Consider the following 25,029-nt stretch of genomic DNA (forward strand, 5'->3'; position numbering starts at 1 on the left):
TGGTTAAATCACCAACAATATAGGGTAGGACTTTGGATTTACAACGCGTTTCGAAGTCCATAATTAAGCTCTTCGAAAACACCGGATATACGACATGTCGACAAATAAAAAGTTATATATGAAAACTTGGGGCTGCCAGATGAACGAATACGATTCATCTAAAATGGTCTCTTTATTAGAAAGCACCCACGGCTATCAACTGACTGACATTGCTGAAGAAGCAGATCTGTTGTTATTAAACACGTGTTCTATCCGCGAAAAAGCCCAAGAGAAGGTATTCCATCAGCTGGGTCGTTGGAAATTTTTCAAAGATAAAAAACCTGACATCATCATTGGTGTTGGCGGTTGCGTCGCATCTCAGGAAGGTGATTTTATTCGCCAGCGTGCTCCTTGTGTGGATATTGTTTTTGGACCACAAACATTGCATCGCTTACCTGAAATGATTAACCAAATTCAAGGTAATCGTAGCCCAATTATTGATATCAGCTTCCCTGAAATTGAGAAATTTGACAATCTTCCTGAACCTCGTGCAGAAGGCCCAACGGCATTCGTTTCTATTATGGAAGGCTGCAATAAATATTGCACATTCTGTGTCGTTCCTTATACCCGAGGAGAAGAAGTTAGCCGCCCTTGTGACGATATTTTATTTGAAATCGCCCAACTGGCTGCCCAAGGTGTGCGTGAAGTGAACTTACTTGGCCAAAATGTTAACGCCTATCGTGGTGCAACCTTTGATGGTGAAATCTGTTCATTTGCAGAATTGTTGCGCTTAGTCGCCTCTATCGATGGTATCGATCGCGTACGCTTCACCACCAGCCACCCGATTGAATTTACTGATGACATTATCGAGGTCTATCGCGACACTCCGGAATTAGTGAGCTTCTTACACCTACCGGTTCAAAGTGGTTCAGACCGTATTCTGACCATGATGAAACGTGCTCATACGGCATTAGAGTACAAAGCCATTATCCGTAAATTACGTGAAGCACGTCCGGGGATCTTAATTAGCTCTGACTTTATTGTCGGTTTCCCGGGGGAAACAACAGAAGACTTCGAAAAAACCATGAAGCTCATTGCCGACGTGAATTTTGATATGAGCTACAGCTTTGTCTATTCAGCACGCCCTGGTACGCCAGCGGCAGATTTACCGGATGACGTGACTGAAGATGAGAAAAAACAGCGCCTGTATCTGCTGCAACAACGCATTAATCAGCAAGCAATGAGCTTCAGCCGTGCCATGCTGGGTACAGTGCAACGTATTTTAGTGGAAGGTACTTCACGTAAAAATGTGATGGAGCTTTCAGGCCGAACCGAAAATAACCGAGTGGTGAACTTTGAAGGCACCCCAGATATGATCGGTAAGTTTGTCGATGTCGAAATCGTCGATGTTTATACTAACTCTTTACGCGGCAAAGTGATTCGTACGGAAGATCAAATGGATCTGCGTGTTCACGAATCCCCAGAATCTGTAATTGCCCGTACTCGTAAAGAAGATGAACTTGGTGTTGGTAATTTCCAACCCTAAAGATAGGATACTCAGTGACCGATAACAAACCTGTGCAAATTGCCACACAAGAAATTTTTTTAGAGCCCGCAGATAATCAACGTTTGATGAGCCTTTGCGGGCCATTTGACGACAATATTAAGCAGTTAGAGCGTCGTCTCGGCGTTGAAATTAATCGCCGTGATAACCGTTTTAAACTCTCGGGTAAAGCGCTTAATATCCAAGCTGCCAGTAAAATTTTGCGTCAGTTGTATGTGGATACCGCACCAATTCGTGGCGTAATCCCTGATATTGACCCAGAAAATATTCACCTTGCCATTGTCGATAGCCGAGTGCTTGAACAATCCGCAGAAAGCGTACCTGATTATGGTAAAGCAGTGAATATCAAAACCAAGCGTGGCGTGATCAAGCCTCGTACCCCAAATCAGGCGCAATATATCGCCAATATCTTAGATCATGATATTACATTTGGGATTGGGCCTGCGGGTACAGGGAAAACGTACTTAGCGGTTGCTGCGGCGGTAGATGCTTTAGAACGTCAAGAAGTGCGACGAATTCTCCTTACCCGCCCTGCGGTTGAGGCGGGCGAAAAATTGGGATTCTTACCGGGTGATTTAAGCCAAAAAGTCGACCCCTATTTACGCCCGTTGTATGACGCTCTATTTGAAATGTTAGGTTTCGAAAAAGTCGAAAAACTGATCGAACGTAACGTCATTGAAGTGGCGCCACTGGCTTATATGCGTGGTCGTACGCTTAATGATGCTTTTATTATTTTGGATGAGAGCCAAAACACCACCATCGAACAGATGAAAATGTTTTTGACGCGCATCGGCTTTAATTCAAAAGCGGTTGTCACTGGGGATATTACCCAAGTGGATTTACCAAGAGGCAGTAAATCAGGCTTAAGACATGCCATTGAAGTGCTTTCCAATGTGGATGATTTAAGCTTTAATTTCTTTCACAGTGAAGACGTGGTTCGCCATCCTGTCGTTGCAAAAGTCGTCATGGCTTATGAAGCATGGGAAGAGCAAGACAGCAAACGTCGCCAACAGTTAAAAGAAGAAAAAGAGCAACAACGCGAGCTTGAAAAGCAGGAAAACCACTAAATGAGTGACGTCATTCTCGATTTACAGATTGCTAGTGAAAATATCGAAGGTTTACCTTCTGAAGCAATGTTCCAGCGCTGGGTCAATGCCGTATTACCTAAATTTCAAGCTGAAAGTGAAGTCACTATTCGTATTGTTGACGAAGCCGAAAGCCATGATTTAAATTTGACTTACCGCGGTAAAGACAAGCCAACAAATGTGCTCTCTTTCCCTTTTGAAGCGCCACCAGAGATTGAATTACCACTCTTAGGTGACCTGATTATTTGCCGCCAAGTGGTTGAAAAAGAAGCTACTGAACAGCAAAAAAGTGAAGAAGAACATTGGGCGCATATGGTGGTACATGGTTGCCTACATTTACTGGGTTATGATCATATTGAAGATGATGAAGCCGAAGAAATGGAAGGGTTAGAAACCGAGATCCTCGCTGAGATGGGCTATGCGGATCCCTATCTTGCGGAAAAAGAGTGAGATCTCTATAATTTTTTGACAGAAAGTGTAGTTTTCCAACGCTAACTCATAAATTGTATAGCTAAATAAAATGTTTTAAGCTAACAATTAACTACCCTAGTAATATGGGTTAGCGATATTTTTTAATTAACTGAGGAATAATAAATTAAACGCCATGAGCGACGATAACTCTTCGAGTAGTGATAACCCTGGACCTAAGAAAGGTTTTTTTTCCCTCTTAAATCAACTTTTCCATGGTGAGCCAAAAAACCGTGATGATTTGGTCGAATTAATTCGTGACTCTGAACAGAACGATTTGATTGACCCCGATACCCGTGAAATGCTGGAAGGCGTTATGGATATCGCAGATCAGCGGGTGCGCGACATCATGATCCCTCGCTCTCAAATTGTTACCTTAAAACGTAACCAAACTCTTGATGAGTGCCTTGATGTCATTATCGACTCAGCCCACTCTCGCTTCCCTGTTATCAGCGAAGATAAAGACCATATTGAAGGGTTATTAATGGCAAAAGACTTGCTGCCATTTATGCGTACTGACGCAGAACCGTTTAGTATTGATAAAGTGTTACGCCAAGCCGTTGTTGTTCCTGAAAGTAAACGAGTAGACCGCTTACTCAAAGAATTCCGTTCCCAGCGCTACCACATGGCCATCGTCATTGATGAGTTTGGTGGAGTGTCTGGTCTTGTGACCATTGAAGATATCTTAGAGTTGATTGTGGGTGAGATTGAAGATGAGTATGATGACCAAGATGATGTTGATATTCGTCAATTGAGTCTTCACTCTTATTCCGTCCGCGCATTAACCCAAATTGAAGACTTCAATGACGCATTTGGTACCCATTTTAGTGATGAAGAAGTGGATACTGTGGGTGGTTTAGTGATGCAAGCTTTTGGGCACTTGCCTTCTCGAGGCGAAACCATCACTATCGATAATTACCAATTTAAAGTTTCAATGGCCGATAGCCGTCGAATTATACTGCTACAAGTTAAAATTCCAGACGATGCACCGGTTCCTACTTTGGATAAAGAACAGAGTTAATGAACTTAACATCAATGACTCAAAGCCAGTGGTCTCGATTACTGCTGGCTTTACTATTCGGAGCCAGTGGTACGCTGGCTTTTTCGCCTTTTGATCTTTGGCCTGCCGCATTACTCTCAATCTTATTTCTTCAACTACTCACCCTTAATCGTACAGCTAAGCAATCTTTTGCCATCGCCTTTGCTTGGGGGTTCGGTTTATTTGGTAGTGGGGTTAATTGGGTCTATGTGAGTATTGCTGATTTCGGTGGAATGCCAGATGCGGTTAACGTCTTTATCGTTATCCTGCTCGCTGCCTATCTCTCGCTATATCCGGGATTATTTGGCGCATTACTCGCTAAGCTCACACCCAATGCGACACTCTGGCGCTTAGCCTTTGTTGCACCAGCATTATGGCAATTCACTGAATTTCTACGTGGATGGGTACTCACTGGCTTCCCATGGCTACAATTCGGCTATAGCCAAATTGATGGCCCGATGAAGTCATTAGCCCCTATATTCGGTGTGGAAATGATCACTTTGCTGCTATTTTGTATTAGCGGCTTACTTGTTTTCGCCTTAGTCCGTCGCAGCTTAATGGCTGTCGCCTGCGCCGCCATTTTATTATTTGCCCCACTGCTGGCAAAAAATCTCCAATGGTTTACCCCATTAGATGATAAAAAAATGGAGGTGGCTTTAGTACAGGGCAATATTCCCCAAGCAATGAAGTGGGAAGCCGGATTCTTACAGCACACCAAAGACTTGTATGTAAAACTGTCCAGCCCCTATATTGGCAAAGCCGATATGATTATCTGGCCAGAGTCTGCCGTCCCGTCGGTGGAATTAGAAAACCAAGCATGGTTAAAAGCGCTGGATACATTACTTGCTGAGACCAAGACACGGTTAATCACCGGGATTGTTGATGCAAAACCAGGAGATGGTCACCTTGAGTTTTATAACTCGATTATTGTGCTGGGTGATGAGAAAAAACCGTATTTATACCCATCCAAGAATCGTTATAACAAACATCATTTAGTTCCATTTGGTGAATTTGTGCCTCTAGAAGACTTACTCAGACCACTGGCGCCATTCTTTAATCTGCCAATGTCTGGTTTTAGTCGTGGTGATTACCAACAAGCCCAACTCGCTTTAGGTAATATCCATCTGACAGCAACAATTTGCTATGAAATTATTTTGGGCACGCAAGTTCGAGATAACTTCAAGCCAGATAGTGACTACTTGCTGACAATCTCCAATGATGCATGGTTTGGAGAGTCTATTGGTCCTTGGCAGCATTTCCAAATGGCAAGAATGCGTTCTCTTGAATTAGGTCGTCCATTATTGCGTTCAACCAATAACGGCGTCACTGCGGTAATTAATGCAGATGGCACAATCCAAGATATGCTTCCTCAGTTTCAAACTGCGGTTCTTGCAACACAAGTCACTCCAACTACGGGCTTAACACCTTATGCTCGCTGGAGTAATTGGCCAATGTGGGGAACTGTTGTGGTATTCGGTGTGATGGGCTTTATCTTCAGTCGACGTCAAAAGCATCAGTAATATCGTATAATGCGAATTAGTAATCCCCAATAGATTCAATATTCTATTGGGGATTTTTTATATTAACCAACTAGTTGCCCCTGTACATTCGCAATCCCAATAGAAACGATGCATCCTGCATTAAAGTCTAAATAGTCATCCTCTATACCATCTGAAAAAATAATCCCATTTTCAGGCATCAATGATTCAAGTAGTAATGGATGACTCAAATCAATGGAGCCAAACACCAATTCAGTTCCCGTAGTTTTACTCAAAAAAGGTTCTCGAACACTGAACTGTAGGCGCTTTTCTCCCCAACCAAATCCTTGAGACAGTGGATGGGAGTGAGTGCCTGCTATTGCTTGAGCTCCCGCCAAAATAGACTGGAACCACCCCGTTGATCCCAACCCTGTAGAAACAATAATCCCAGATGAAGATTGGTATTCTTGCTGTCCTTGCCATTTCACCAAATAACGGGCAGAAGTATGACTTTTGGGACCGATAAATAAATCATTTACAGCTAATATTGTCTGCCCATCATTGGTTTTCGCTTCAGCAAAAATCACCGATTTAGAGACTATCTTGCCATTTAATGTTCTCGTCACTACTTCCGATAATTGCCCGATTTCAAACGGCAGTAATTTGCCATCCCATCGAGAGGGATCTGGATTAATAGCAATGACTGGCTGACCATTTAAATATTTCAGTGTGTTAGCTACTAAGCCATCCTGCCCAATCACCACAATAATATCCCGCGATGAAAATTGATAACTGGGCAATAATTGTCTTTCGAGTAATTGGAAGCGCCCCATTTTCTTTAATATCCCTTCAGCCTGAATTAATTGCTTCTGGTAAAGATCATGCTCAAGTAAGTAATCGCTCACTTCAACATGATTGTGTTCAAGATAAAACTTCGCTTGCGGCCAAGTATTAAATCGCTCAATTAACGCCTGCATCCGTGTTTTTCGTGTTACTAATACAAATCGTGCATCGTCGAATTGACTCATGATTTAGCCCCCTTTTTCATCAGTTGACCAAAAAGATCTGGTGAGAAGTTAATTTCGCCAATTTTTCCTGCATTTTGAGCCAAGGATTCAAAGGCCATTGCCATCAATTGCTCGGGATTCATCTTCGCAAGCGCCATCGCTTTTAAATTTTCTACCGGCAATTGGCTATAAGCTTTCATTTTAGATTCAATCGCATAAGCATCGGCATCTGATTGAGTTCGTTGATTTTCTGCACTAAGAGCGACTAATTCATTACGCTTGGCTTCTAAACTCACTTGTGAAACCAGCTCCTCTTGCTCAATTTCAGCACGTTCACGCAGTAGGGTTCGCTCATTATCAAGACGAGCCTCTTCAATTTGTTGTTCTTTCGCTTGCACGGATAAATCAGTTTCTAATTCTGCCTCTTTTATTGTTCTCTCTTGCTCTACAGAGAATTTTCGCCGTGCATAAATCGCATCATCGGCTTCTTTTAAAATAGCCTCTCTGGCCTGCGCTTCTAAGGCTTTTTGAGTTTCTGGTGACGGCATAATCCCAGAAATAGAAACCTCTAAAATTTCAATTCCCAACGACTCAATCGACGACTGCATTGCCAATTGTTGAGTCACTAACATCACCAATGTTTGCCCCATTAGCAGCGATTCTTTTAGTGGCGTTGTTTGTACTTTAGCCTGAATCAACGTTTGAGCGGTACGGACGACCCTATCAGTAAGCTTTAACGGATCCTCAGATAAGTAACTTTTACCATCATGAGCTAAGTTGAAATTCAATACATTTGCCGTCTTTTCAGGAAACTTCACCTGAAAAGAAATTTGCCCTTGAATACGTAAACTTTGAAAATCTGCTGTTTGCAAATTAAAAATAAATGGCGCTTCTTGAGCATTTAATGGCAGCGCCGAAATTGATGTCTTATCCGCGTTATACCAAAAACTAATTCCTTTTCCCTGCTTACGAACAGCACCATTTACAGACTGAATAACAAACGTTGATGAATCTGATTTGAAATATTTAAAATTAAACATAGTGACCTCTCTTGTTATTGTCCTTATGACCTTAAGCAATTATTGTCTTAATGACACAAACAAGTCAACACTTAAATGTCATAATGACAATAATGATCTTTTCGCGTATAGTTTGTTCATTGAGAATGAAAGAAAATAGGTCAATAACCCCATGACTGAAAAAGAATTTTTATCTACTTATAATCGCCATGATTTTTTATCGCCACTGTTTAGCATTGATACGGTGTTATTCACTTATCATGAAAATACGCTAAAAGTATTGCTCGTTGAGCGAGCAAATCATCCAGAAAAAGGAAAATGGGGGTTACCCGGTGGGTTTATAAATGAAGTGAGTGATAAAACGCTTGAAGAAACGGTGTATAGAAAATTAAAAGAAAAAACAGGGGTGATCCCGCCTTATATTGAGCAACTTTGCACAGTAGGTAATGCTCAACGAGATCCACGAGGATGGTCAGTCACTGTTTGTTATACCGCACTTATCGCTCATCAGGCATGTGCAGCACATATCGAAAGCGTTAGCTCGGTCAAGTGGGTCACCATCGATGAAATCGATAGTATCCCATTAGCATTTGATCACTATCAGCTTTATTTACAAGCCCGTGAACGTCTACAACAAAAATCATTGTATTCGATTGTCCCTGGATTTGCCCTACCTGAAGTTTTTACCTTAGCAGAGCTCCAGCATGTTCACGAAGTTTTGATTGGTAAACCAATACAAAATAAATCATTTCGCCGTCGTTTAGAGCAAGCGGATTTATTGATTGATACAGGTGAAAAACGCCAAGAACGAGGTCGCCCAGCTAATTTATACCGACTAAAATCCCAGTCAGCAGATTATCGATTTGTTCGTAATTTGGAAAATTAATATGTGGAAGAAAAATGCCCTCATAACTTTTCAATATAAAGGATAAAGGGCATTTTTTATTTCTAAAATGATGCTAGCCATAGACGGCTTTTCAGCCCGAGATAACTTGTCCAACCGGCGGTAAAACTCACCATTTCACCTTTATCTATTATCATAAAGGTGGGAGTTGCACTGACGCCAACAAGCCCCGCTAACTGGCCATTGATATCGTTGATAACAGGAAAGGTTAGATCTTTATTTGCCATGCCAGTAAGCAATCGCTGAGGATCTCCTGAACGAATTGCCACTGTCACGACAGGAACACCAGATTTAGCTAAATCTGAAACATTGGGGGATGTGGTATTGCATACACCACACCATGTCGCCCAAAAATAGATTAATACTGGCTGTTTTTCACTCAGCTCGGCAATAGAAACCACTTCTCCTGTTGCCAGAGTCTGTGGCTCCAATAATACAGGAGCTAAGCTTTGTGGTTTACGCCAAAAATCCATTATTGTAAAAGCAACCAATAAAATTAGTGCTAAAACAATAAGTTCTTTGGTCCACTTTTTTAGTCTCCCCATCGAATGATTATTTTACCTTACTGAGTTGTTCTTTAACGATCCGCTCAAATTCCTGTGCATCAACAGCCCCAGGGATCATCTCATCGCCCACCAATGTTGCAGGCGTTCCGTTCACTTGTAGCATATTCGCCAGCTCTAAGTTTTTGCGGATAGCCGCACGGCTCTCATCACTCGCTTTTAATTTGCCATTTCCCGTTGCTTGCAAGGCTTCTTTGATATTTGAATCAGACAGCATGCCTTGTTTTGCCATTAATTTTTGGTGCAACGCAAGGAACGCTTTTGGATTTTCCTTCCATAAAGTCATCGCTAATTGAGATGACTCCATGGACGTTTCTCCTTTAAAAGGAAGATATTTGATAACAACCGCAACATCTGGATTTTTCTTCACAATATCTTCTAACAGTGGGTCGAAACGTTTGCAGTACGGACAGTTAAAATCAGTAAAGTTAACTAAAACAAGCTTGGCATCTTTCGAGCCAATACGTGGACTTGTTGGATCATTAAATAAAGCATTATGCTGATCTTTTAATACCTGTTTCATCTGAGCTTGCTGCTTCTCACCTTGCTTGGCTTGTAGAGCAACAATCGCTTCTTCGAGAATTTCAGGGTTTTCAACCAATGTATCGCGAACTAACTTACGCACTTGCGCTTCTTGGTCTGCAGTTAATGGAGCCGCGTTCGCAGTTGCTCCAAGCATTAGCGAAGAGAATAAAACAGCTAGAATGGTCTTTTTCATTTTTTGGCTCCTTTGGCCTCATTCATAATTGATATTAAAACTTCACGATCAAGTATTGTTGACAGTATTTTCCCCTCTGTCAGATTAGGGCCATAAATTTGGTTAAACGGCACTGCGACTTGCCCACGCTTTTGTAAAAAAGCTGATATTTCAGGAGACGGTTTAGTCCAATCTCCTCTAAACGCAACCACATCCGGTTCGCTAAGTAATTGCTGGACATCATCTCTGAGCAGTACATTATATTTGTTAGCTTTACACGTTACACACCAGTCGGCGGTCACATCAATAAATACGCGTTTATTTTCAGCTAACGCCTGAGCGATCCCCTCTTCAGAGAGTGGCTGCCATTGAACACGATCACGAGCTAATGTCTGATTTCCCTGTTGCTGGTCTATCGCTACCCAAGTAAAAGCAGCCCCCAGCAATGAAAATAAGATAAAAGGGAAAATCGCTGCGCGAATTCCTTTATTTTTCAGGATAAACAGCACCAGCAATAATAAAAATACCCCAGCAATAATGATGGTGTAAGTTGCACCAAAGTAGGGAATTAATAGACTAATCAACCATAAACAGGATACCAACATCATCAGCCCAAGAATGGCTCTCAGTTTCAGCATCCATGTTCCCGGTTTCGGAAGTAATTTAGCAATCACAGGGAAAGCGGCTATGAGTAGCCATGGCAAACTCATTCCAATACCTAACGCGGTGAAAATGAGCCAGAGTTGTTCCATCGGTGCCGCCAATGCAAAGGCGACCGCTGTTCCCAAAAATGGTGCGGAGCATGGAGTTGCTAACAATGTTGCAAAAACCCCTTGCCAAAAATGACCACTGTTCCCATGCCCACCAGCGGTTGCTAGACGGGTATTGGTTTTACTTCCTAAACTAATTTCGAACAAACCGAATAAATTGGCAGTAAATAAGGCGGTGACAATAACCATAAATCCAATAAACCAAGGACTTTGGAACTGAATACCCCAGCCTACCGCTTGTTGACCAACTCGCAATAATGTAATTAACAATGCGAGCAACCAAAAAGAGACCAAAATACCGGATGACGAAAGTAGGAACTGACGGCGAATGGTATTTTGTTCCCCTTGAGGAACCAATAGGACAGAGCCTAATTTCATCGCCAGAACCGGCAAGACGCACGGCATCAAATTGAGAATCAATCCACCAAGGAGAGCAAAGAGTAGAATTTGCCATAAATCAATAGGTTGATTAGATTCACTAATAAACTGTGACCCTGTAAATGGCACTACATCTGCACTAACTTGTTGAGATAACTCTCCATCAGTGACCACAAAGGAGACGGTTTTCCCAACTAAATTAGGAGACTCCCCTCCCCAATCATCGCTAACATCAATAGTTGCAGTTAACTTATCACCCGACGATTTAATGGTGGGTACACCTAATGTGGCCCCATCGACAATATCGGTGAAAATATTGGGCGCTATCCACTCATTACCCGCAACTTTTTGCAGCTCAACAATCAACTGTTTTCCAGAGAAGCTGGTTTTCGATTGCTCAATCAAGCCATTGGTTGCTGGCACACTACCTTTTGCTTGGTTAAATGCCCAATTAAAATCAGCAGGTGCAGGCTCAGTTAAATCCAGTTCAAAAGGATAATCCGTTAAAATGCAGATATTACTGCACGTCGATAAGGTCAAGGTTCCCGATAACTTATCCAGTTTTTCACTGCTGGTTACCGTAATAGGGAAAATAACATCCCCCATATAGCCTTGAGTTGATACCCCTGCGACATCAAAACGCCCCGGAGTAGGCCACAACCAATCCGTAGTTTTTACCGGAGAGGTCCAAGTAATTTCAGGCGCAACGCCCCCTTCCCCTGGTGAACGCCAGTAAGTCTTCCATCCTTCCTCGAGTTTTACGTCGAGTAAAATATCGATTTTGCCCTCTTCTTGTGCAGAACTGAGCAAACGAACTTGAACATGATTAGGGGTATTGTTTGGCATCCATCCCGTGTTTGCGGGTTGCAGCCAGCCAGTATCCGCAGCCTGTAAGCTGCTTGAAAATAGAGCGAATAGAACAAATAACCAGTTAATAAAGAAACGCATGAATCCTCCAGAATAAATGACAGCAACGAACAATACGCCGCGGCTTTCTAATCCCGAAGATTGCAGAATTGTAGGTGACGCCTAACACTTGGTGGGGCATGTATCTCTTCACTGTTTGCTCTATATATAAATAGTCTAGTGCAAAAGATAGCGAATGCAGCTAAAGAAAGAAATACAAAAAAGAAAGGTTCAATCACTGAGGGAACTATGGTGATCAACGATTTTGAACTTAACTCACACGTTGAAAGTTTCACTTCTTTAGAGTCCATCTGATTTGAATCAATCAGGACATCCGGTGCATTGAAGCTAGCTGTGTTCAGTGAGTGAGGCACTAAAAATGTTGCGAACAGACGCTCTCCGACGGCTCTTTGATTCATACAAAGTAAAACCATCAGACAGGCGAGTAGCACTAATCCATTACCCAATTTTAAAGGTCTGCTCATGTGCGTATCTGCTTATCGTCCTGAAATCGCAATAATTAGCTAATAATAAGTTAAATAGAGGTTACATACTACACAGCAAAATATTCTATTCAAGAGGCTACATTTAACTTTACAAATACGTAAATTCGGAAAAATCACTGCAATTTTCCCTTTATCTATAAAAAGCGGCATAAAACTTGCAACTCTATTTTTGAAGAATGAAATACGGAACTGTTTTGCACTCTTTCAGTGCGCGATTATCAAATTTAGGCAATTTTTCACCATATTAGTGCTACGGCTCACAACTGCCTAAATAATATGCGAGATAGCTCCCGAATTTAAAACATTTCGTTTTCAAAACTCATAATTTTTAATTACTTTTTAACAATAATAAAACATACAGCTGATGATCTGGTGTTTATCCAAACCTCACGATACATCTGCAAACACAACACCACAAAACCAAAATAATTCGAGTAATGTGTCACGTGAAAGGCATGCGCAATCACCCGAAATATGGCGGATTTACACCGATGTTCTAAAGGAGCTGTAATTATGCGTATGAGCAAGCTTGTTTTAACAATGATGCTTTTGGGTGCGACCTGTGCAGTTCAAGCAGAAGAATTAAACGGTACTCTGAAAAAAATCAAAGATAATGGCGTGATCGTTGTTGGTCATCGTGAATCCTCTGTGCCTTTTTCTTATTATGATAATAGTCAGAAAGTTGTCGGTTACTCGCAGGATTATTCCAACCAAATCGTTGATGCAGTGAAAAAGAAACTCAATATGCCTGACCTACAGGTAAAATTAATTCCTATTACATCACAAAACCGTATTCCACTACTGCAAAACGGAACATTCGATTTTGAATGTGGCTCTACAACTAATAATTTAGAAAGACAAAAACAAGCGGCTTTCTCTAATACTATTTTCGTTGTAGGGACTCGCTTACTGGCTAAGAAAGATGCTGGCATTAAAGACTTTGCTGATTTAGCTGGGAAAAATGTTGTGGTGACTTCGGGGACTACCTCTGAAATTATCCTGAATCAGTTAAATGATCAGAAAAATATGAAAATGCGCATTATCAGTGCAAAAGACCACGGTGATTCTTTCCGTACTCTGGAATCCGGTCGTGCAGTTGCCTTTATGATGGATGACGCATTACTCGCAGGTGAGCGCGCTAAAGCTAAACAACCAGCTATCTGGGAAATCGTGGGTAAACCACAAACCCAAGAAGCATATGGCTGCATGTTGCGTAAAGATGACCCTCAGTTCAAAGCATTGATTGATGAAACTATCTCTACGGCACAAAAATCGGGTACAGCAGAGAAATCCTTCAATCGTTGGTTCAACCAACCTATCCCACCAAAGAACCTAAACTTGAACTTTACGTTATCTGATGAAATGAAAGCGCTATACAAATCACCAAATGATAAAGCATTAAACTAATAAAAAAGACAAACAGGGTATTACTGAAGTCAGAATCGCAAGGCGGTCGTTCCCGCCTTGCTTTCTCTGATCCTCAGTATTCGGGACAATCAAATTGCCCACAGGAAGTCATATTATGTCGATTAATTGGAATTGGGGGATATTCCTTGAGAATGCCCCATTTGGGAATACCACCTATTTAGGTTGGTTAATATCTGGCTTAGAAGTTACCGTCACGCTTTCTATCTGCGCATGGATCATCGCTTTTCTCGTTGGCTCATTTTTCGGTATTTTACGCACCGTTCCTAATCGCTTTTTAGCGTTTATAGGTACGGCTTACGTTGAACTATTTCGTAATGTTCCACTGATTGTGCAGTTCTTCACGTGGTACTTAGTGATCCCTGAACTACTTCCTCAATCAATTGGTGACTGGTTCAAGATGGAACTAGATCCTAACTACCAGTTTTTTATCTCTTCTATGTTATGCCTTGGTTTGTTTACTGCCGCGCGGATGACCGAACAGGTTCGTGCAGCTATTCAATCCTTACCTAGAGGCCAGAAAAGTGCCGCATTAGCTATGGGACTAACGCTACCGCAAACGTATCGCTACGTTCTGCTACCGAATGCTTACCGCGTGATCCTACCGCCAATGACATCGGAAATGCTGAATTTAGTCAAAAACTCTGCCATTGCATCCACCATTGGGCTCGTCGACATGGCGGCACAAGCTGGCAAGTTGTTGGATTATTCTGCTCATGCATGGGAATCATTCACGGCGATTACTTTAGCTTATGTCGGTATTAACTTAATCATCATGTTACTGATGAGCTTGCTTGAACGTAAAGTTCGCTTACCTGGCACATTAGGAGGGCGATAAGATGGCTTATCAATTTGATTGGAGTTCTATCGCACCAAGTATCCCATTCTTGGTAGACGGATTTATTATCACCGCCAAAATTACTGCGGCAGCAATTGTTGTGGGAATTGTCTGGGGAACGGCTCTCGCAATGATGCGTTTGTCGAATATTAAACTGCTGCGTTGGTTTGCTGCATTCTATGTAAATATGTTTCGCTCCGTTCCGCTGGTGATGGTGTTATTTTGGTTCTACTTAGTTGTGCCTAACTTATTACAAAATATTCTAGGTTTATCACCCAAAAATGATATTCGTTTGATATCCGCAGTGGTAGCCTTTTGCCTTTTTGAAGCGGCTTACTATTCGGAAATAATCCGTGCAGGGATCCAAAGTATCTCTAGAGGTCAGGCAAATGCCTCTCTTGCATTAGGGATGACACAGATGCAAACCATGCGCCTGATTGTCTTACCGCAAGCCTTTAAAGCCATGGTTCCGTTATTACTCACCCAAGGTATTGTGCTATTCCAAGATACCTCTTTAGTGTATGTTCTGGGGTTAACTGACTTCTTCAGAACAGCCACCAACATTGGTGAACGTGACGGTACACAAGTTGAAATGATACTCTTTGCCGGACTCATCTACTTTATTTTCAGTTTCGGCGCTTCAATGTTAGTGAATTATCTTAAGAAAAGGACTGTCTCATGATTACCCTGAAAAATGTCTCTAAATGGTATGGCCAATTTCAGGTGCTCACCGATTGCACAACTGAAGTCAAAAAAGGCGAAGTTGTGGTTGTGTGCGGGCCTTCTGGTTCTGGTAAATCCACGTTAATAAAAACAGTCAATGGGTTGGAGCCGATTCAACAGGGTGAAATTTTTGTTAACGATATCCAAGTCAATAATAAAAAAACTGACCTTGCCAAACTGCGCTCAAAAGTCGGCATGGTATTCCAGCATTTTGAACTCTTTCCTCATCTTTCGATTCTAGAAAATTTAACGTTAGCCCAAGTTAAAGTCTTAAACCGTGGCAAAAAAGCTGCCGAGGAAAAAGCCGTAAAATTACTGGAACGTGTCGGGTTATCTAATCATGCAAATAAGTTCCCAGCGCAATTATCGGGTGGGCAGCAACAGCGTGTGGCGATTGCTCGCGCACTGTGTATGGATCCCATCGCGATGTTATTCGATGAACCCACTTCAGCCCTTGACCCAGAAATGATCAACGAAGTTCTGGATGTCATGGTCGAACTGGCAAACGAAGGAATGACTATGATGGTAGTGACCCATGAAATGGGATTTGCTAAAAAAGTAGCCAACCGCGTTATTTTTATGGATGAAGGAAAAATTATTGAAGACACTAAGAAAGAAGACTTCTTTGCCAATCCTAAATCTGATCGCGCTAAAGATTTCTTAGCAAAAATCCTGCATTAATTATCAACTATGTTGCAGAAAGCCCAATTGGGCTTTTTGCAACATTTTCTTATTGATACTCATCCCCGCTCCTTTTTCATGATGGATAACCTTATCTGCACTTGAAATCTCTCAAAAAATTCTCTAACGTGTTCTAAGTTCAAATAAAATATTGAATAATGCAATTTCCCTCTTAAATAGTTCAAGTTTTAGGTAGTAAATTGAATTATGATAGGCGAACGCTAACTATTTTGTGCGGCTCCTTGGCGATATATTTATAATGCCATCAATTTTGTAGCACAAAATATGACAAACAAGACGAACAGCAAGACCAAGTCCCTGTAAATTCATCTAATCAACGATTCATCGTTTTTTACAGACACAACGGCTTTGAGCATTGTTGTTACTGGGTGTGATCCGCTATGCTATGCGGTTCCGCTTTATAGAAAAAGACATTAACCTGCTACTCATTGAATGTAGCCACTATTCACCATAGGATTATCGGTGCCATGCAAGAACAATATCGTCCAGAAGATATAGAATCTAAAGTACAGCGTCACTGGGATGAAAAACAAACTTTCAAAGTGACTGAAGACAACAGCAAAGAGAAATACTACTGCCTGTCCATGCTACCTTACCCTTCTGGACGACTACACATGGGCCACGTACGTAACTACACCATTGGTGACGTAATCTCCCGTTATCAACGTATGTTGGGTAAAAACGTTCTTCAACCAATTGGTTGGGATGCATTTGGTCTGCCTGCTGAAGGCGCTGCGGTAAAAAACAATACTGCACCTGCACCTTGGACGTATGCCAATATTGATTACATGAAAGGTCAGCTGAAAATGCTGGGCTTTGGTTACGACTGGAACCGTGAAGTCACTACCTGTACCCCTGAATATTACCGTTGGGAGCAGTGGTTCTTCACTAAATTGTATGAAAAAGGTTTAGTTTATAAAAAAACCTCAGCGGTTAACTGGTGCCCACATGACTTAACGGTTCTCGCGAACGAACAAGTCATTGATGGCTGCTGCTGGCGCTGTGATACCCCAGTAGAACGCAAAGAAATCCCTCAATGGTTTATTAAAATCACTGATTATGCAGAAGAGCTGCTGAATGACTTGGATAAACTGGAAGATTGGCCAGAGCAAGTTAAAACCATGCAACGTAACTGGATTGGGCGCTCAGAGGGTGTGGAAATTACATTTGATGTTGCTGAGCGTGACGATAAATTAACCGTCTACACTACCCGTCCTGACACCTTTATGGGCGCAACTTACGTTGCAGTTGCTGCGGGTCATCCTTTAGCGCAACAAGCAGCAAAAAATAATCCTGAATTAGCCGATTTTATCGATGAGTGCCGTAATACCAAAACAGCGGAAGCTGATATGGCAACCATGGAGAAAAAAGGCGTTGCAACAGGTCTGTATGTTATCCATCCATTGACACAAGAGAAGCTGCCAATTTGGGTCGCTAACTTTGTCTTGATGGAATACGGTACAGGTGCTGTTATGGCAGTTCCGGCTCATGACCAACGTGACTGGGAATTTGCACATAAATATAACCTGCCAATTAAAGCTGTTATTGGCGATGCTGAAGGCAATACTCCAGATTTATCGCAAGAAGCAATGACTGAGAAAAACGCGCTGATCAATTCGGGCGAATTCACAGGCTTAAGCAATGATGAAGGTTTCAATGCGATCGCTGACAAGCTGGTTTCTATCGGCGCAGGTCAACGTAAAGTCAACTATCGTTTACGTGACTGGGGTGTTTCCCGTCAACGTTACTGGGGTGCACCAATTCCAATGGCGACCTTAGAAGACGGTACTGTAGTTCCAATTCCAGAAGACCAATTACCGGTTATTTTACCGGAAGATGTCACCATGAACGGCATCACCAGCCCAATAAAAGCAGATCCAGAGTGGGCAAAAACCACTATCAATGGTCAGCCAGCGCTGCGTGAAACTGACACTTTCGATACTTTCATGGAATCATCATGGTACTACGCGCGCTATACTTGCCCGCAATATGATGATGGCATGTTAGATCCGGAAGCCGCAAATTACTGGCTGCCAGTTGATCAATACATTGGTGGTATTGAACATGCCATCATGCACTTAATGTACTTCCGTTTCTTCCACAAATTAATGCGTGATGCTGGGTTAGTTACCTCAGATGAGCCAGCTAAACGTTTATTGTGCCAAGGTATGGTGCTAGCGGATGCATTCTATTATACCGGTAGTGATGGTCATCGTGTGTGGGTATCTCCAGCAGATGCGATTGTTGAACGTGATGATAAGAATCGTATTATTAAAGCCGTAGACAGCGAAGGTCATGAACTGGTTTATACTGGTATGAGCAAGATGTCTAAATCTAAGAACAACGGAATTGATCCTCAGTTGATGGTGGAAAAATACGGTGCCGATACCGTCCGTCTGTTTATGATGTTCGCTGCGCCACCAGAATTAACTCTGGAATGGCAAGAATCTAGTGTTGAAGGTGCTAACCGTTTCGTACGTCGTGTATGGCGTTTAGTTCACGAGCATTCACAAAAAGGTGCAACTCAACCATTAGACATCAGCGCATTAACTACTGAACAAAAAGATTTACGTCGTGACCTGCATAAAACTATCGCTAAAGTGACTGACGATATTGGTCGCCGCTACGCATTTAATACTGCAATTGCGGCAATCATGGAGTTCATGAACAAATTAGTTCGCGCCCCACAAGAAACAGAGCAGGATCGTGCTTTAGTTCAAGAGTCATTGGATGCGATTGTGCGTATGTTATCGCCAATTATTCCGCATGCATGTTTCGAAATGTGGCAAGCACTAGGCCATAAAGACGATATCGATTTTGCTGACTGGCCAGTTGCTGATGAGCAAGCTATGATCGACGATACCAAGCTGGTCGTTGTTCAAGTTAACGGTAAAGTTCGTGGACGTATTACCGTTCCTGCTGATGCTAACCAAGAATTCGTATTGGAAATGGCATCTCAAGAACCTAGTGTCTCCAAATACCTTGAAGACGTGAGTATCCGCAAGGTTATTTACGTTCCAGGTAAATTACTGAACTTAGTTGTTGGCTGATAAGGAGCCCAAGTGCGCTATCTGATAACTTTATTCCTCAGCCTGTCGGTGCTTGTCACCGCAGGTTGCGGTTTTCGTCTTCAAGGAACAACCCAGCTTCCGGAAGAATTGAAAACACTGCAACTCAGTTCTGGTTCACCTTATAGCTACCAAACACGAGCGGTCAGGGAACAACTCAGACTAAATAACGTGACCATCTTAGATTCTGGTCGCGCAGATGTGCCTATCTTAAAAATAGTCGGTTCATCTGAAAGTACTGACACCGTTTCTATTTATCAAGATGGTAAAGCTGCAGAGAAACAATTGACGTTGGTCATGAAGGCGCAAGTCTTAATGCCTGATGGCACAATTTATCCGCTGGAAACCAAAGTTGTTCGTACTTTCTTCGATAACCCGTTAGAAGCATTGGCAAAAGATGCGGAAAACGAAATCGTAAAACAAGAAATGCAAGAACAAGCGGCACGCAGTATTGTGCGCAAGTTACTGCTAGTACACAGTGCTGAGCTTGAAAAAGCTAAAGCGCAAGCTGCTGAGAAGCCTGTAGCGCAGCAATGATACGCATTTATCCTGAACAGCTGGCCTCTTCGTTACAAGAGTCTCTAAGAGGCCGCTATCTCATTTGGGGCTCCGAGCCCCTCCTTATTCAGGAAAGCCAAGATGCTATTCGCCAAGCTGCACTCCAGCAAGGTTTTGAAGAGCATTTTACGTTTTCATTAGAGCAAAATACCGATTGGGATGAAATTTTTAGCCTTTGTCAGGCATTAAGTTTATTTGCCAGTCGCCAGATGCTTACTCTATTTTTACCTGAAAATGGCCCTAATGCTGCGATGGCAGAAAAACTTCTGCAACTCGCAGGGTTACTTCATCCAGACCTACTTTTAGTCTTACGTGGACATAAACTAACTAAAGCTCAAGAGAACAGCGCTTGGTTTAAAGCTATCAGCCAAGATGGTGTTTATATTAGTTGTTTAACCCCTGAATATCAGCGGCTTCCTCAGTGGGTGTCAAAACGTGCAAGCCAAATGCGCTTAACGTTGGAAACCGAAGCTAACCAATTACTGTGCTACTGCTATGAAGGGAATTTATTAGGTTTAGCGCAAGCTCTTGAGCGGCTTTCACTACTGTATCCTGATGGAAAGCTCACCTATCCGCGTGTAGAAAGTGCCGTGAATGATTCTGCACACTTCACACCATATCACTGGGTAGATGCTGTTTTAGCCGGCAAATCACGTCGTTCATGGCACATTTTAGAGCAACTAGAACGAGAAGATATCGAACCTGTTATTTTACTGCGGGCTATTCAGCGCGAGTTAATGCTGATGATTACATTAAAACGTCAATCATCAACGACACCACTGAAAACCTTATTTGACCAACATAAAGTATGGCAAAACCGTCGCGGTCTATTAGGGGAGGCAATACAGCGCTTAAGTCTATATCAATTACAATCAGCATTGATGCTACTGACCCAAGCCGAAATTCATACCAAACAAGATTTTGCCAATTCCTCTTGGTCAGACCTACAATCTTTGTCCATGCTATTATGCGGTAAAACAGACGCAGAACATTTTATTCAACATAGGTAAGTGTATGACCTGTAAACCTCAAGGCCCTCAGGCATTATTTGGCGGTACTTTCGACCCGATTCATTACGGGCACTTGCGCCCAGTCGAAGCCCTTGCCAAACAAGTCGGCTTACAAAGAGTCATTCTATTACCTAATCATGTTCCGCCCCATCGCCCACAACCTCAAGCCTCACCAATGCAGCGTTTGGAGATGGTACAACTCGCGGTTCAAAATAACCCTTTATTTACCATTGATACTCGAGAACTGCAAAAGAGCACCCCCTCATATACTCTTGAAACTTTAAGTGAATTACGTGAAGAGTTGGGAAGTACTCAACCACTGGCCTTTATTATTGGGCAGGATTCACTGCTATCCATCAATACATGGTATGGATGGGAGCAACTTTTAGACAAATGTCATTTATTGGTTTGTGCTAGACCAGGATATTCTACTCACTTTGCTGATCCGCAAATGCAACAGTGGCTCAATCAACATCAAACGGATAATCCTCGCCAGTTAAGTCTGCAAGCAAAGGGGCTTATCTTTATTGCTGACACCCCTCTAGTTAATATTTCAGCCACTGAAATTCGTCAAAAATTAAGCTCAGGGGATTCATGTAATGATTTAATTCCTCATGCCGTTTTAGAATATATTCAGGCTCATCATCTTTATCAAGAATAAGGTAATACCCTGACCTGCTCACAATGAGGATATGGCTCAAAATAATATTGTTCACTTAAATAGCTATCAGGATATTGAATAAGTAACTGCCGCATCATCAATAATGGCTGGTTTATCGGTATTTTCCCGTCACGATAATCATTAATTAACGCCAATAAATGCTTTTTCTCATCTTTTGTAGCCCTACGTTTAAAATATCCTTGCATGTGGCTAAGCGCATTAACTTGAATATTTTTAGGTGGCATTAATGCAAAGGTCTCCATTAAGCTCGCTTTATATTGTGCAAAAAACAATTTCAAATCATCGCCTTTTTTAATCCCTGCAACTAGCTTACCGGTCAATTGATAGCCAGTCGGTGAATACGCCATGATGAGATACTTATGCTGACTATGAAATAGAATAATTCCATGGTGCGTTAACTGCTGGGCCAATATTTCAAGCCGTTGTAAAAGATACAATTGTGTAAAAAAATGGTCAAGTTGCTGCACATTTTGCCATTGAGTGTCAGTTATAACCGGTAAACTTGCAGGAAAAAATGCCAGTATTTTTTGAGCATGGTGGTGCGGAAAAATAATTCCTACAATTTCATCGCTGGTTTGATTAAATTCTTCTGGTGAAAAACACGTCACAATGGAATGGGTTAATTGCTGTATTTCACTAGATGGATAAGTGATTCCATCTAGTATTAAAACTTTTGGTTTAATTAATTGCACATTATCTCTCTTATCCTAAAATACTTCTGGAGTAGTGAAGATGAGTAACTTTGTAAAGTTAATACAAATTTGTTGCTCAATGGGCGATATATCCCTATAAATTGCCCTCCTACGCCAATAAAAAATAATTTAGCCGATTTTTCCGAAAATCTAGGGTAAAATGGCATCGCTTTGCTGGGGGCAATCCCGAGGAAAGAAAAACTACAAATAGTGTTTAACAAGATATTCTATCAATTTGAATAAAAGGTGAACCTTTTGCAAGGAACTGAACTCCAAAAATTTATTATCGATCAACTTGAAGATGCTAAAGCTGAAGACATCATTTCGATCGACGTTAATGGGAAATCGAGTGTTACCGACCAAATGATTATCTGCACAGGAACATCAAGCCGTCATCTGATGTCTGTTGCTGATCGCTTGATCGATGCTTGCCGTAAACAAGGCTTAATGCCGCTAGGTGTTGAAGGACAAGGTATTTCTGACTGGATTGTTGTCGATCTTGGCGATGCCATTGTTCACATCATGCAAGACGAAAGCCGTCGCATGTATGAACTTGAAAAGCTTTGGAGCTGAGTTTGAAATTACAACTCATCGCTGTAGGTACAAAAATGCCGGACTGGGTCCAGACCGGCTTTATGGATTATCTCCATCGTTTTCCAAAAGATATGCCGTTTGAATTAACCGAGATTCCAGCTGGAAAACGCGGGAAAAATGCGGATATTAAACGCATTCTTGAAAAAGAAGGCGAATTAATGCTCGCGGCTGTAGGTAAAGGAAATCGCATCGTCACCTTAGATATTCCAGGTGATCGTTGGGATACCCCACAACTTGCCATTCAGTTAGATAAATGGAAACAAGATGGTCGCAATGTCAGTTTATTGATTGGTGGTCCTGAAGGCCTAGCACCTGCTTGCAAAGAGGCTGCGGAACAAAGCTGGTCATTATCGGCATTAACACTGCCCCATCCGCTCGTTCGCGTCCTTGTCGCGGAAAGTCTTTATCGAGCATGGAGCATTACGACTAACCACCCATATCATCGGGAATAGTCAGGTATTAATTTGTACATAATGGCAATGGGATGAAACAACAACGCACCCCTTTTCGCGACCATACCGCTGAATCAGTTTTGTTTATTCGCCGAGCATTAATTGCTTTCGGCGTCATTGTCATACTTACTTCAATCCTCATTACCAATTTGTATCATCTACAAATTGTACGTCATGACGATTATCAAACACGCTCCAATGACAACCGCATAAAATTAGTCCCTATCGCGCCAAGCCGCGGCATCATTTATGACCGCAAAGGGACGCCATTAGCCTTAAACAGTGCATTTTATCAGCTTGAGATTGTCCCTGAAAAAGTTGAAAACTTACAGGATACCCTAGATAAACTGCGCAATATTGTCGATCTTAGCGATGAAGATATTGTCAATTTCGAAAAAGAACGTAAACGTTCTCGCCGTTTTACGTCGATTGCGTTAAAAACACAGCTTAATGAAGTTCAAGTTGCACGTTTTGCTGTAAATCAATACCGGTTCCCTGGCTTAGAAGTTAAAAGTTATCAACGCCGTTCATATCCTTATGGTTCAGCATTAACTCACGTCATCGGCTATGTGGCAAAAATCAACGATAAAGACGTAGAACGCCTCGATAAAGAAGGTTTACTACCCAATTATGCTGCCAGCCATGATATCGGGAAATTAGGTATTGAACGCTATTATGAAGACGTTCTACATGGAAAAACAGGATACGAAGAGGTTGAGGTTAACAGCCGTGGGCGCGTGATCCGCCAGCTACATGAGCAACCACCTCAAGCAGGTCGTGATATCTATTTAACTATCGACCTTGAATTACAATCTTATATCGAGAAAATCCTCACCACTAGCCGAGCGGCTGTTGTGGTCACTGACCCTCGTAATGGAGAGATTCTCGCACTGGTATCTACGCCGAGTTACGATTCAAACTTATTCGTTAACGGGATATCCAATAAAGATTACCAAGCACTATTAAATAACCCGAATAGGCCGTTAATCAACCGTGCAACTCAAGGGCTATATCCACCTGCATCAACGGTTAAACCCTTTATTTCTGTCGCTGCATTAAGTGAAAAAGTCATCACGCCAAACACGACTATCTTTGACCCAGGTTGGTGGCAGCTGCCCGGTTCTGAAAAACGTTATCGTGACTGGAAGCGTTGGGGTCATGGTAAATTAAATGTGGTGAAATCAATTATTGAATCTGCGGATACCTTCTTTTATCAAGTAGCCTATGACATGGGAATTGATCGTTTATCGGCGTGGATGACAAAATTTGGTTTTGGTGAATACACGGGAATTGACCTCTCCGAAGAGCGCCAAGGGATCATGCCAACCCGTGAGTGGAAACAAAAACGTTATAAAAAGCCTTGGTATCAAGGTGACACCATTCCTGTAGGTATAGGACAAGGCTACTGGACAGCAACACCGATTCAGATGTCTAAAGCGTTAATGACCTTGATTAATGATGGGCAAATTAAAACGCCACACTTGCTCTATGGGACGAAATTAGGCAATGCGATGGTGCCTTATGAAGAGAAAGAAACCAAACAGATTGGCGATATCCATTCCGGGTACTGGGAGCTGGCTAAAACGGGTATGTATGGAGTTGCGAATGCACCAAACGGAACAGGTAAACGCAGCTTTGTTGGTACACCTTATAAGGTCGCAGCCAAATCAGGTACTGCCCAAGTATTTAGTTATGAAACCTATAACGCAAGTAAATTGGCAGAACATCTACGCGACCATAAACTGATGATTGCCTACGCACCATATGACAAACCAACTATTGCCGTTGCAATCATTCTTGAGAATGGCGGCGCAGGTCCTGCTGTTGGTGATATTGTGCGTCAAATCTTTGACCATGTGCTATTAGGTGATAACAATACCCAAGTCGAAAGCGCAGGCGTAAGTGCAGAGGAAGACCGTTAA

The 25,029-nt window shown here is 42.1% G+C and carries 24 protein-coding genes; 17 read left to right on the forward strand and 7 right to left on the reverse strand.

Annotated elements, in window-relative coordinates:
* The first annotated feature begins 94 nt into the window (after nt 1–94).
* The 5 genes from miaB (at nt 95) to lnt (ending at nt 5,655) form a co-directional block, all read left to right on the forward strand.
* The gene (miaB, locus tag PR761_RS15190) at nt 95–1,525 is read left to right on the forward strand and encodes a tRNA (N6-isopentenyl adenosine(37)-C2)-methylthiotransferase MiaB (protein ID WP_006812802.1); all 1,431 of its coding nucleotides are present in this window, start codon (nt 95–97) and stop codon (nt 1,523–1,525) included.
* Nucleotides 1,526–1,611: 86 nt separating this feature from the next.
* A complete protein-coding gene (locus tag PR761_RS15195) occupies nt 1,612–2,610 on the forward strand; it encodes a PhoH family protein (protein ID WP_154600588.1) in 999 nt (332 codons plus the stop codon).
* Complete coding sequence (gene ybeY, locus PR761_RS15200) at nt 2,611–3,078, forward strand: rRNA maturation RNase YbeY (protein ID WP_112836359.1); 468 nt, start codon at nt 2,611–2,613, stop codon at nt 3,076–3,078. It abuts the gene before it with no gap.
* Nucleotides 3,079–3,232: 154 nt separating this feature from the next.
* Entirely contained in the window at nt 3,233–4,117 is an 885-nt protein-coding gene (gene corC / locus PR761_RS15205; RefSeq protein ID WP_006812805.1) for a CNNM family magnesium/cobalt transport protein CorC, read from the forward strand.
* Entirely contained in the window at nt 4,117–5,655 is a 1,539-nt protein-coding gene (gene lnt, locus PR761_RS15210; RefSeq protein WP_112836357.1) for an apolipoprotein N-acyltransferase, read from the forward strand. The genes corC and lnt overlap by 1 nt, the downstream gene beginning before the upstream one ends.
* A 62-nt stretch (nt 5,656–5,717) precedes the next feature.
* Here the strand turns inward: lnt and PR761_RS15215 are convergent, their stop codons facing one another.
* Together PR761_RS15215 and PR761_RS15220 are read right to left on the reverse strand one after the other, a co-directional pair.
* Nucleotides 5,718–6,641, reverse strand: a complete 924-nt coding sequence (locus tag PR761_RS15215) for a sugar kinase (protein WP_154611229.1) — start codon at nt 6,639–6,641, stop codon at nt 5,718–5,720.
* Nucleotides 6,638–7,660: an SPFH domain-containing protein gene (locus PR761_RS15220; protein WP_006812808.1), complete on the reverse strand. Its 1,023-nt coding sequence runs from the start codon at nt 7,658–7,660 to the stop codon at nt 6,638–6,640. Before PR761_RS15220 ends, PR761_RS15215 begins: the two co-directional genes overlap by 4 nt.
* A 151-nt stretch (nt 7,661–7,811) precedes the next feature.
* On the opposite strand from PR761_RS15220, the gene PR761_RS15225 reads away from it, so the two are divergent.
* Nucleotides 7,812–8,525, forward strand: a complete 714-nt coding sequence (locus PR761_RS15225; protein ID WP_006812809.1) for an NUDIX hydrolase — start codon at nt 7,812–7,814, stop codon at nt 8,523–8,525.
* A gap of 62 nt (nt 8,526–8,587) precedes the next feature.
* Here the strand turns inward: PR761_RS15225 and PR761_RS15230 are convergent, their stop codons facing one another.
* The 4 genes from PR761_RS15230 to PR761_RS17170 are packed head-to-tail and all read right to left on the reverse strand — an operon-like array spanning nt 8,588 to nt 12,342.
* Complete coding sequence (locus PR761_RS15230) at nt 8,588–9,088, reverse strand: protein disulfide oxidoreductase (RefSeq protein WP_006812810.1); 501 nt, start codon at nt 9,086–9,088, stop codon at nt 8,588–8,590.
* A 7-nt stretch (nt 9,089–9,095) separates the two neighbouring features.
* Nucleotides 9,096–9,824, reverse strand: coding sequence for a DsbA family protein (locus PR761_RS15235; protein ID WP_006812811.1), 729 nt, complete (start codon nt 9,822–9,824; stop codon nt 9,096–9,098).
* Nucleotides 9,821–11,899 (reverse strand): protein-disulfide reductase DsbD family protein, encoded by a 2,079-nt coding sequence (locus PR761_RS15240; RefSeq protein ID WP_154611228.1) that lies wholly within the window; start codon nt 11,897–11,899, stop codon nt 9,821–9,823. The genes PR761_RS15235 and PR761_RS15240 overlap by 4 nt, the downstream gene beginning before the upstream one ends.
* A gap of 47 nt (nt 11,900–11,946) precedes the next feature.
* A complete protein-coding gene (locus PR761_RS17170; RefSeq protein WP_412033766.1) occupies nt 11,947–12,342 on the reverse strand; it encodes a metal resistance protein in 396 nt (131 codons plus the stop codon).
* Between the two features lie 534 nt (nt 12,343–12,876).
* Between PR761_RS17170 and PR761_RS15245 the strand changes: the two genes are divergently transcribed.
* From PR761_RS15245 to nadD, 8 genes are all read left to right on the forward strand, one after another.
* Complete coding sequence (locus tag PR761_RS15245) at nt 12,877–13,770, forward strand: glutamate/aspartate ABC transporter substrate-binding protein (RefSeq protein WP_039854009.1); 894 nt, start codon at nt 12,877–12,879, stop codon at nt 13,768–13,770.
* 115 nt (nt 13,771–13,885) lie between these two features.
* Complete coding sequence (locus PR761_RS15250; RefSeq protein WP_006812815.1) at nt 13,886–14,626, forward strand: amino acid ABC transporter permease; 741 nt, start codon at nt 13,886–13,888, stop codon at nt 14,624–14,626.
* Between the two features lies 1 nt (nt 14,627).
* On the forward strand, nt 14,628–15,308 hold the full coding sequence (gene gltK, locus PR761_RS15255) for a glutamate/aspartate ABC transporter permease GltK (protein ID WP_006812816.1): 681 nt from the start codon (nt 14,628–14,630) through the stop codon (nt 15,306–15,308).
* Nucleotides 15,305–16,030: an amino acid ABC transporter ATP-binding protein gene (locus PR761_RS15260; protein WP_006812817.1), complete on the forward strand. Its 726-nt coding sequence runs from the start codon at nt 15,305–15,307 to the stop codon at nt 16,028–16,030. Before gltK ends, PR761_RS15260 begins: the two co-directional genes overlap by 4 nt.
* 488 nt (nt 16,031–16,518) lie before the next feature.
* On the forward strand, nt 16,519–19,101 hold the full coding sequence (gene leuS, locus PR761_RS15265; protein WP_115164046.1) for a leucine--tRNA ligase: 2,583 nt from the start codon (nt 16,519–16,521) through the stop codon (nt 19,099–19,101).
* A 12-nt stretch (nt 19,102–19,113) separates the two neighbouring features.
* A complete protein-coding gene (gene lptE, locus PR761_RS15270; RefSeq protein WP_039854010.1) occupies nt 19,114–19,656 on the forward strand; it encodes an LPS assembly lipoprotein LptE in 543 nt (180 codons plus the stop codon).
* The gene (holA, locus tag PR761_RS15275) at nt 19,653–20,687 is read left to right on the forward strand and encodes a DNA polymerase III subunit delta (RefSeq protein WP_006812820.1); all 1,035 of its coding nucleotides are present in this window, start codon (nt 19,653–19,655) and stop codon (nt 20,685–20,687) included. Before lptE ends, holA begins: the two co-directional genes overlap by 4 nt.
* A 4-nt stretch (nt 20,688–20,691) precedes the next feature.
* The gene (gene nadD / locus PR761_RS15280) at nt 20,692–21,348 is read left to right on the forward strand and encodes a nicotinate-nucleotide adenylyltransferase (protein WP_154611227.1); all 657 of its coding nucleotides are present in this window, start codon (nt 20,692–20,694) and stop codon (nt 21,346–21,348) included.
* Here the strand turns inward: nadD and PR761_RS15285 are convergent.
* Entirely contained in the window at nt 21,339–22,061 is a 723-nt protein-coding gene (locus PR761_RS15285) for a YbgA family protein (RefSeq protein WP_006812822.1), read from the reverse strand. The genes nadD and PR761_RS15285 overlap by 10 nt on opposite strands.
* A gap of 246 nt (nt 22,062–22,307) precedes the next feature.
* Between PR761_RS15285 and rsfS the strand changes: the two genes are divergently transcribed.
* Genes rsfS through mrdA form a run of 3 tightly spaced genes read left to right on the forward strand, consistent with a single transcriptional unit; the run spans nt 22,308 to nt 25,029 of the window.
* Nucleotides 22,308–22,634: a ribosome silencing factor gene (gene rsfS / locus PR761_RS15290; protein ID WP_112836351.1), complete on the forward strand. Its 327-nt coding sequence runs from the start codon at nt 22,308–22,310 to the stop codon at nt 22,632–22,634.
* Nucleotides 22,635–22,636: 2 nt separating this feature from the next.
* Nucleotides 22,637–23,107: a 23S rRNA (pseudouridine(1915)-N(3))-methyltransferase RlmH gene (rlmH, locus tag PR761_RS15295; RefSeq protein WP_039854013.1), complete on the forward strand. Its 471-nt coding sequence runs from the start codon at nt 22,637–22,639 to the stop codon at nt 23,105–23,107.
* Between the two features lie 32 nt (nt 23,108–23,139).
* A complete protein-coding gene (mrdA, locus tag PR761_RS15300; RefSeq protein WP_006812825.1) occupies nt 23,140–25,029 on the forward strand; it encodes a peptidoglycan DD-transpeptidase MrdA in 1,890 nt (629 codons plus the stop codon).

Source organism: Providencia sp. PROV210 (genome assembly GCF_028479445.1).
In the GTDB taxonomy this organism is placed as follows: domain Bacteria; phylum Pseudomonadota; class Gammaproteobacteria; order Enterobacterales; family Enterobacteriaceae; genus Providencia; species Providencia rustigianii.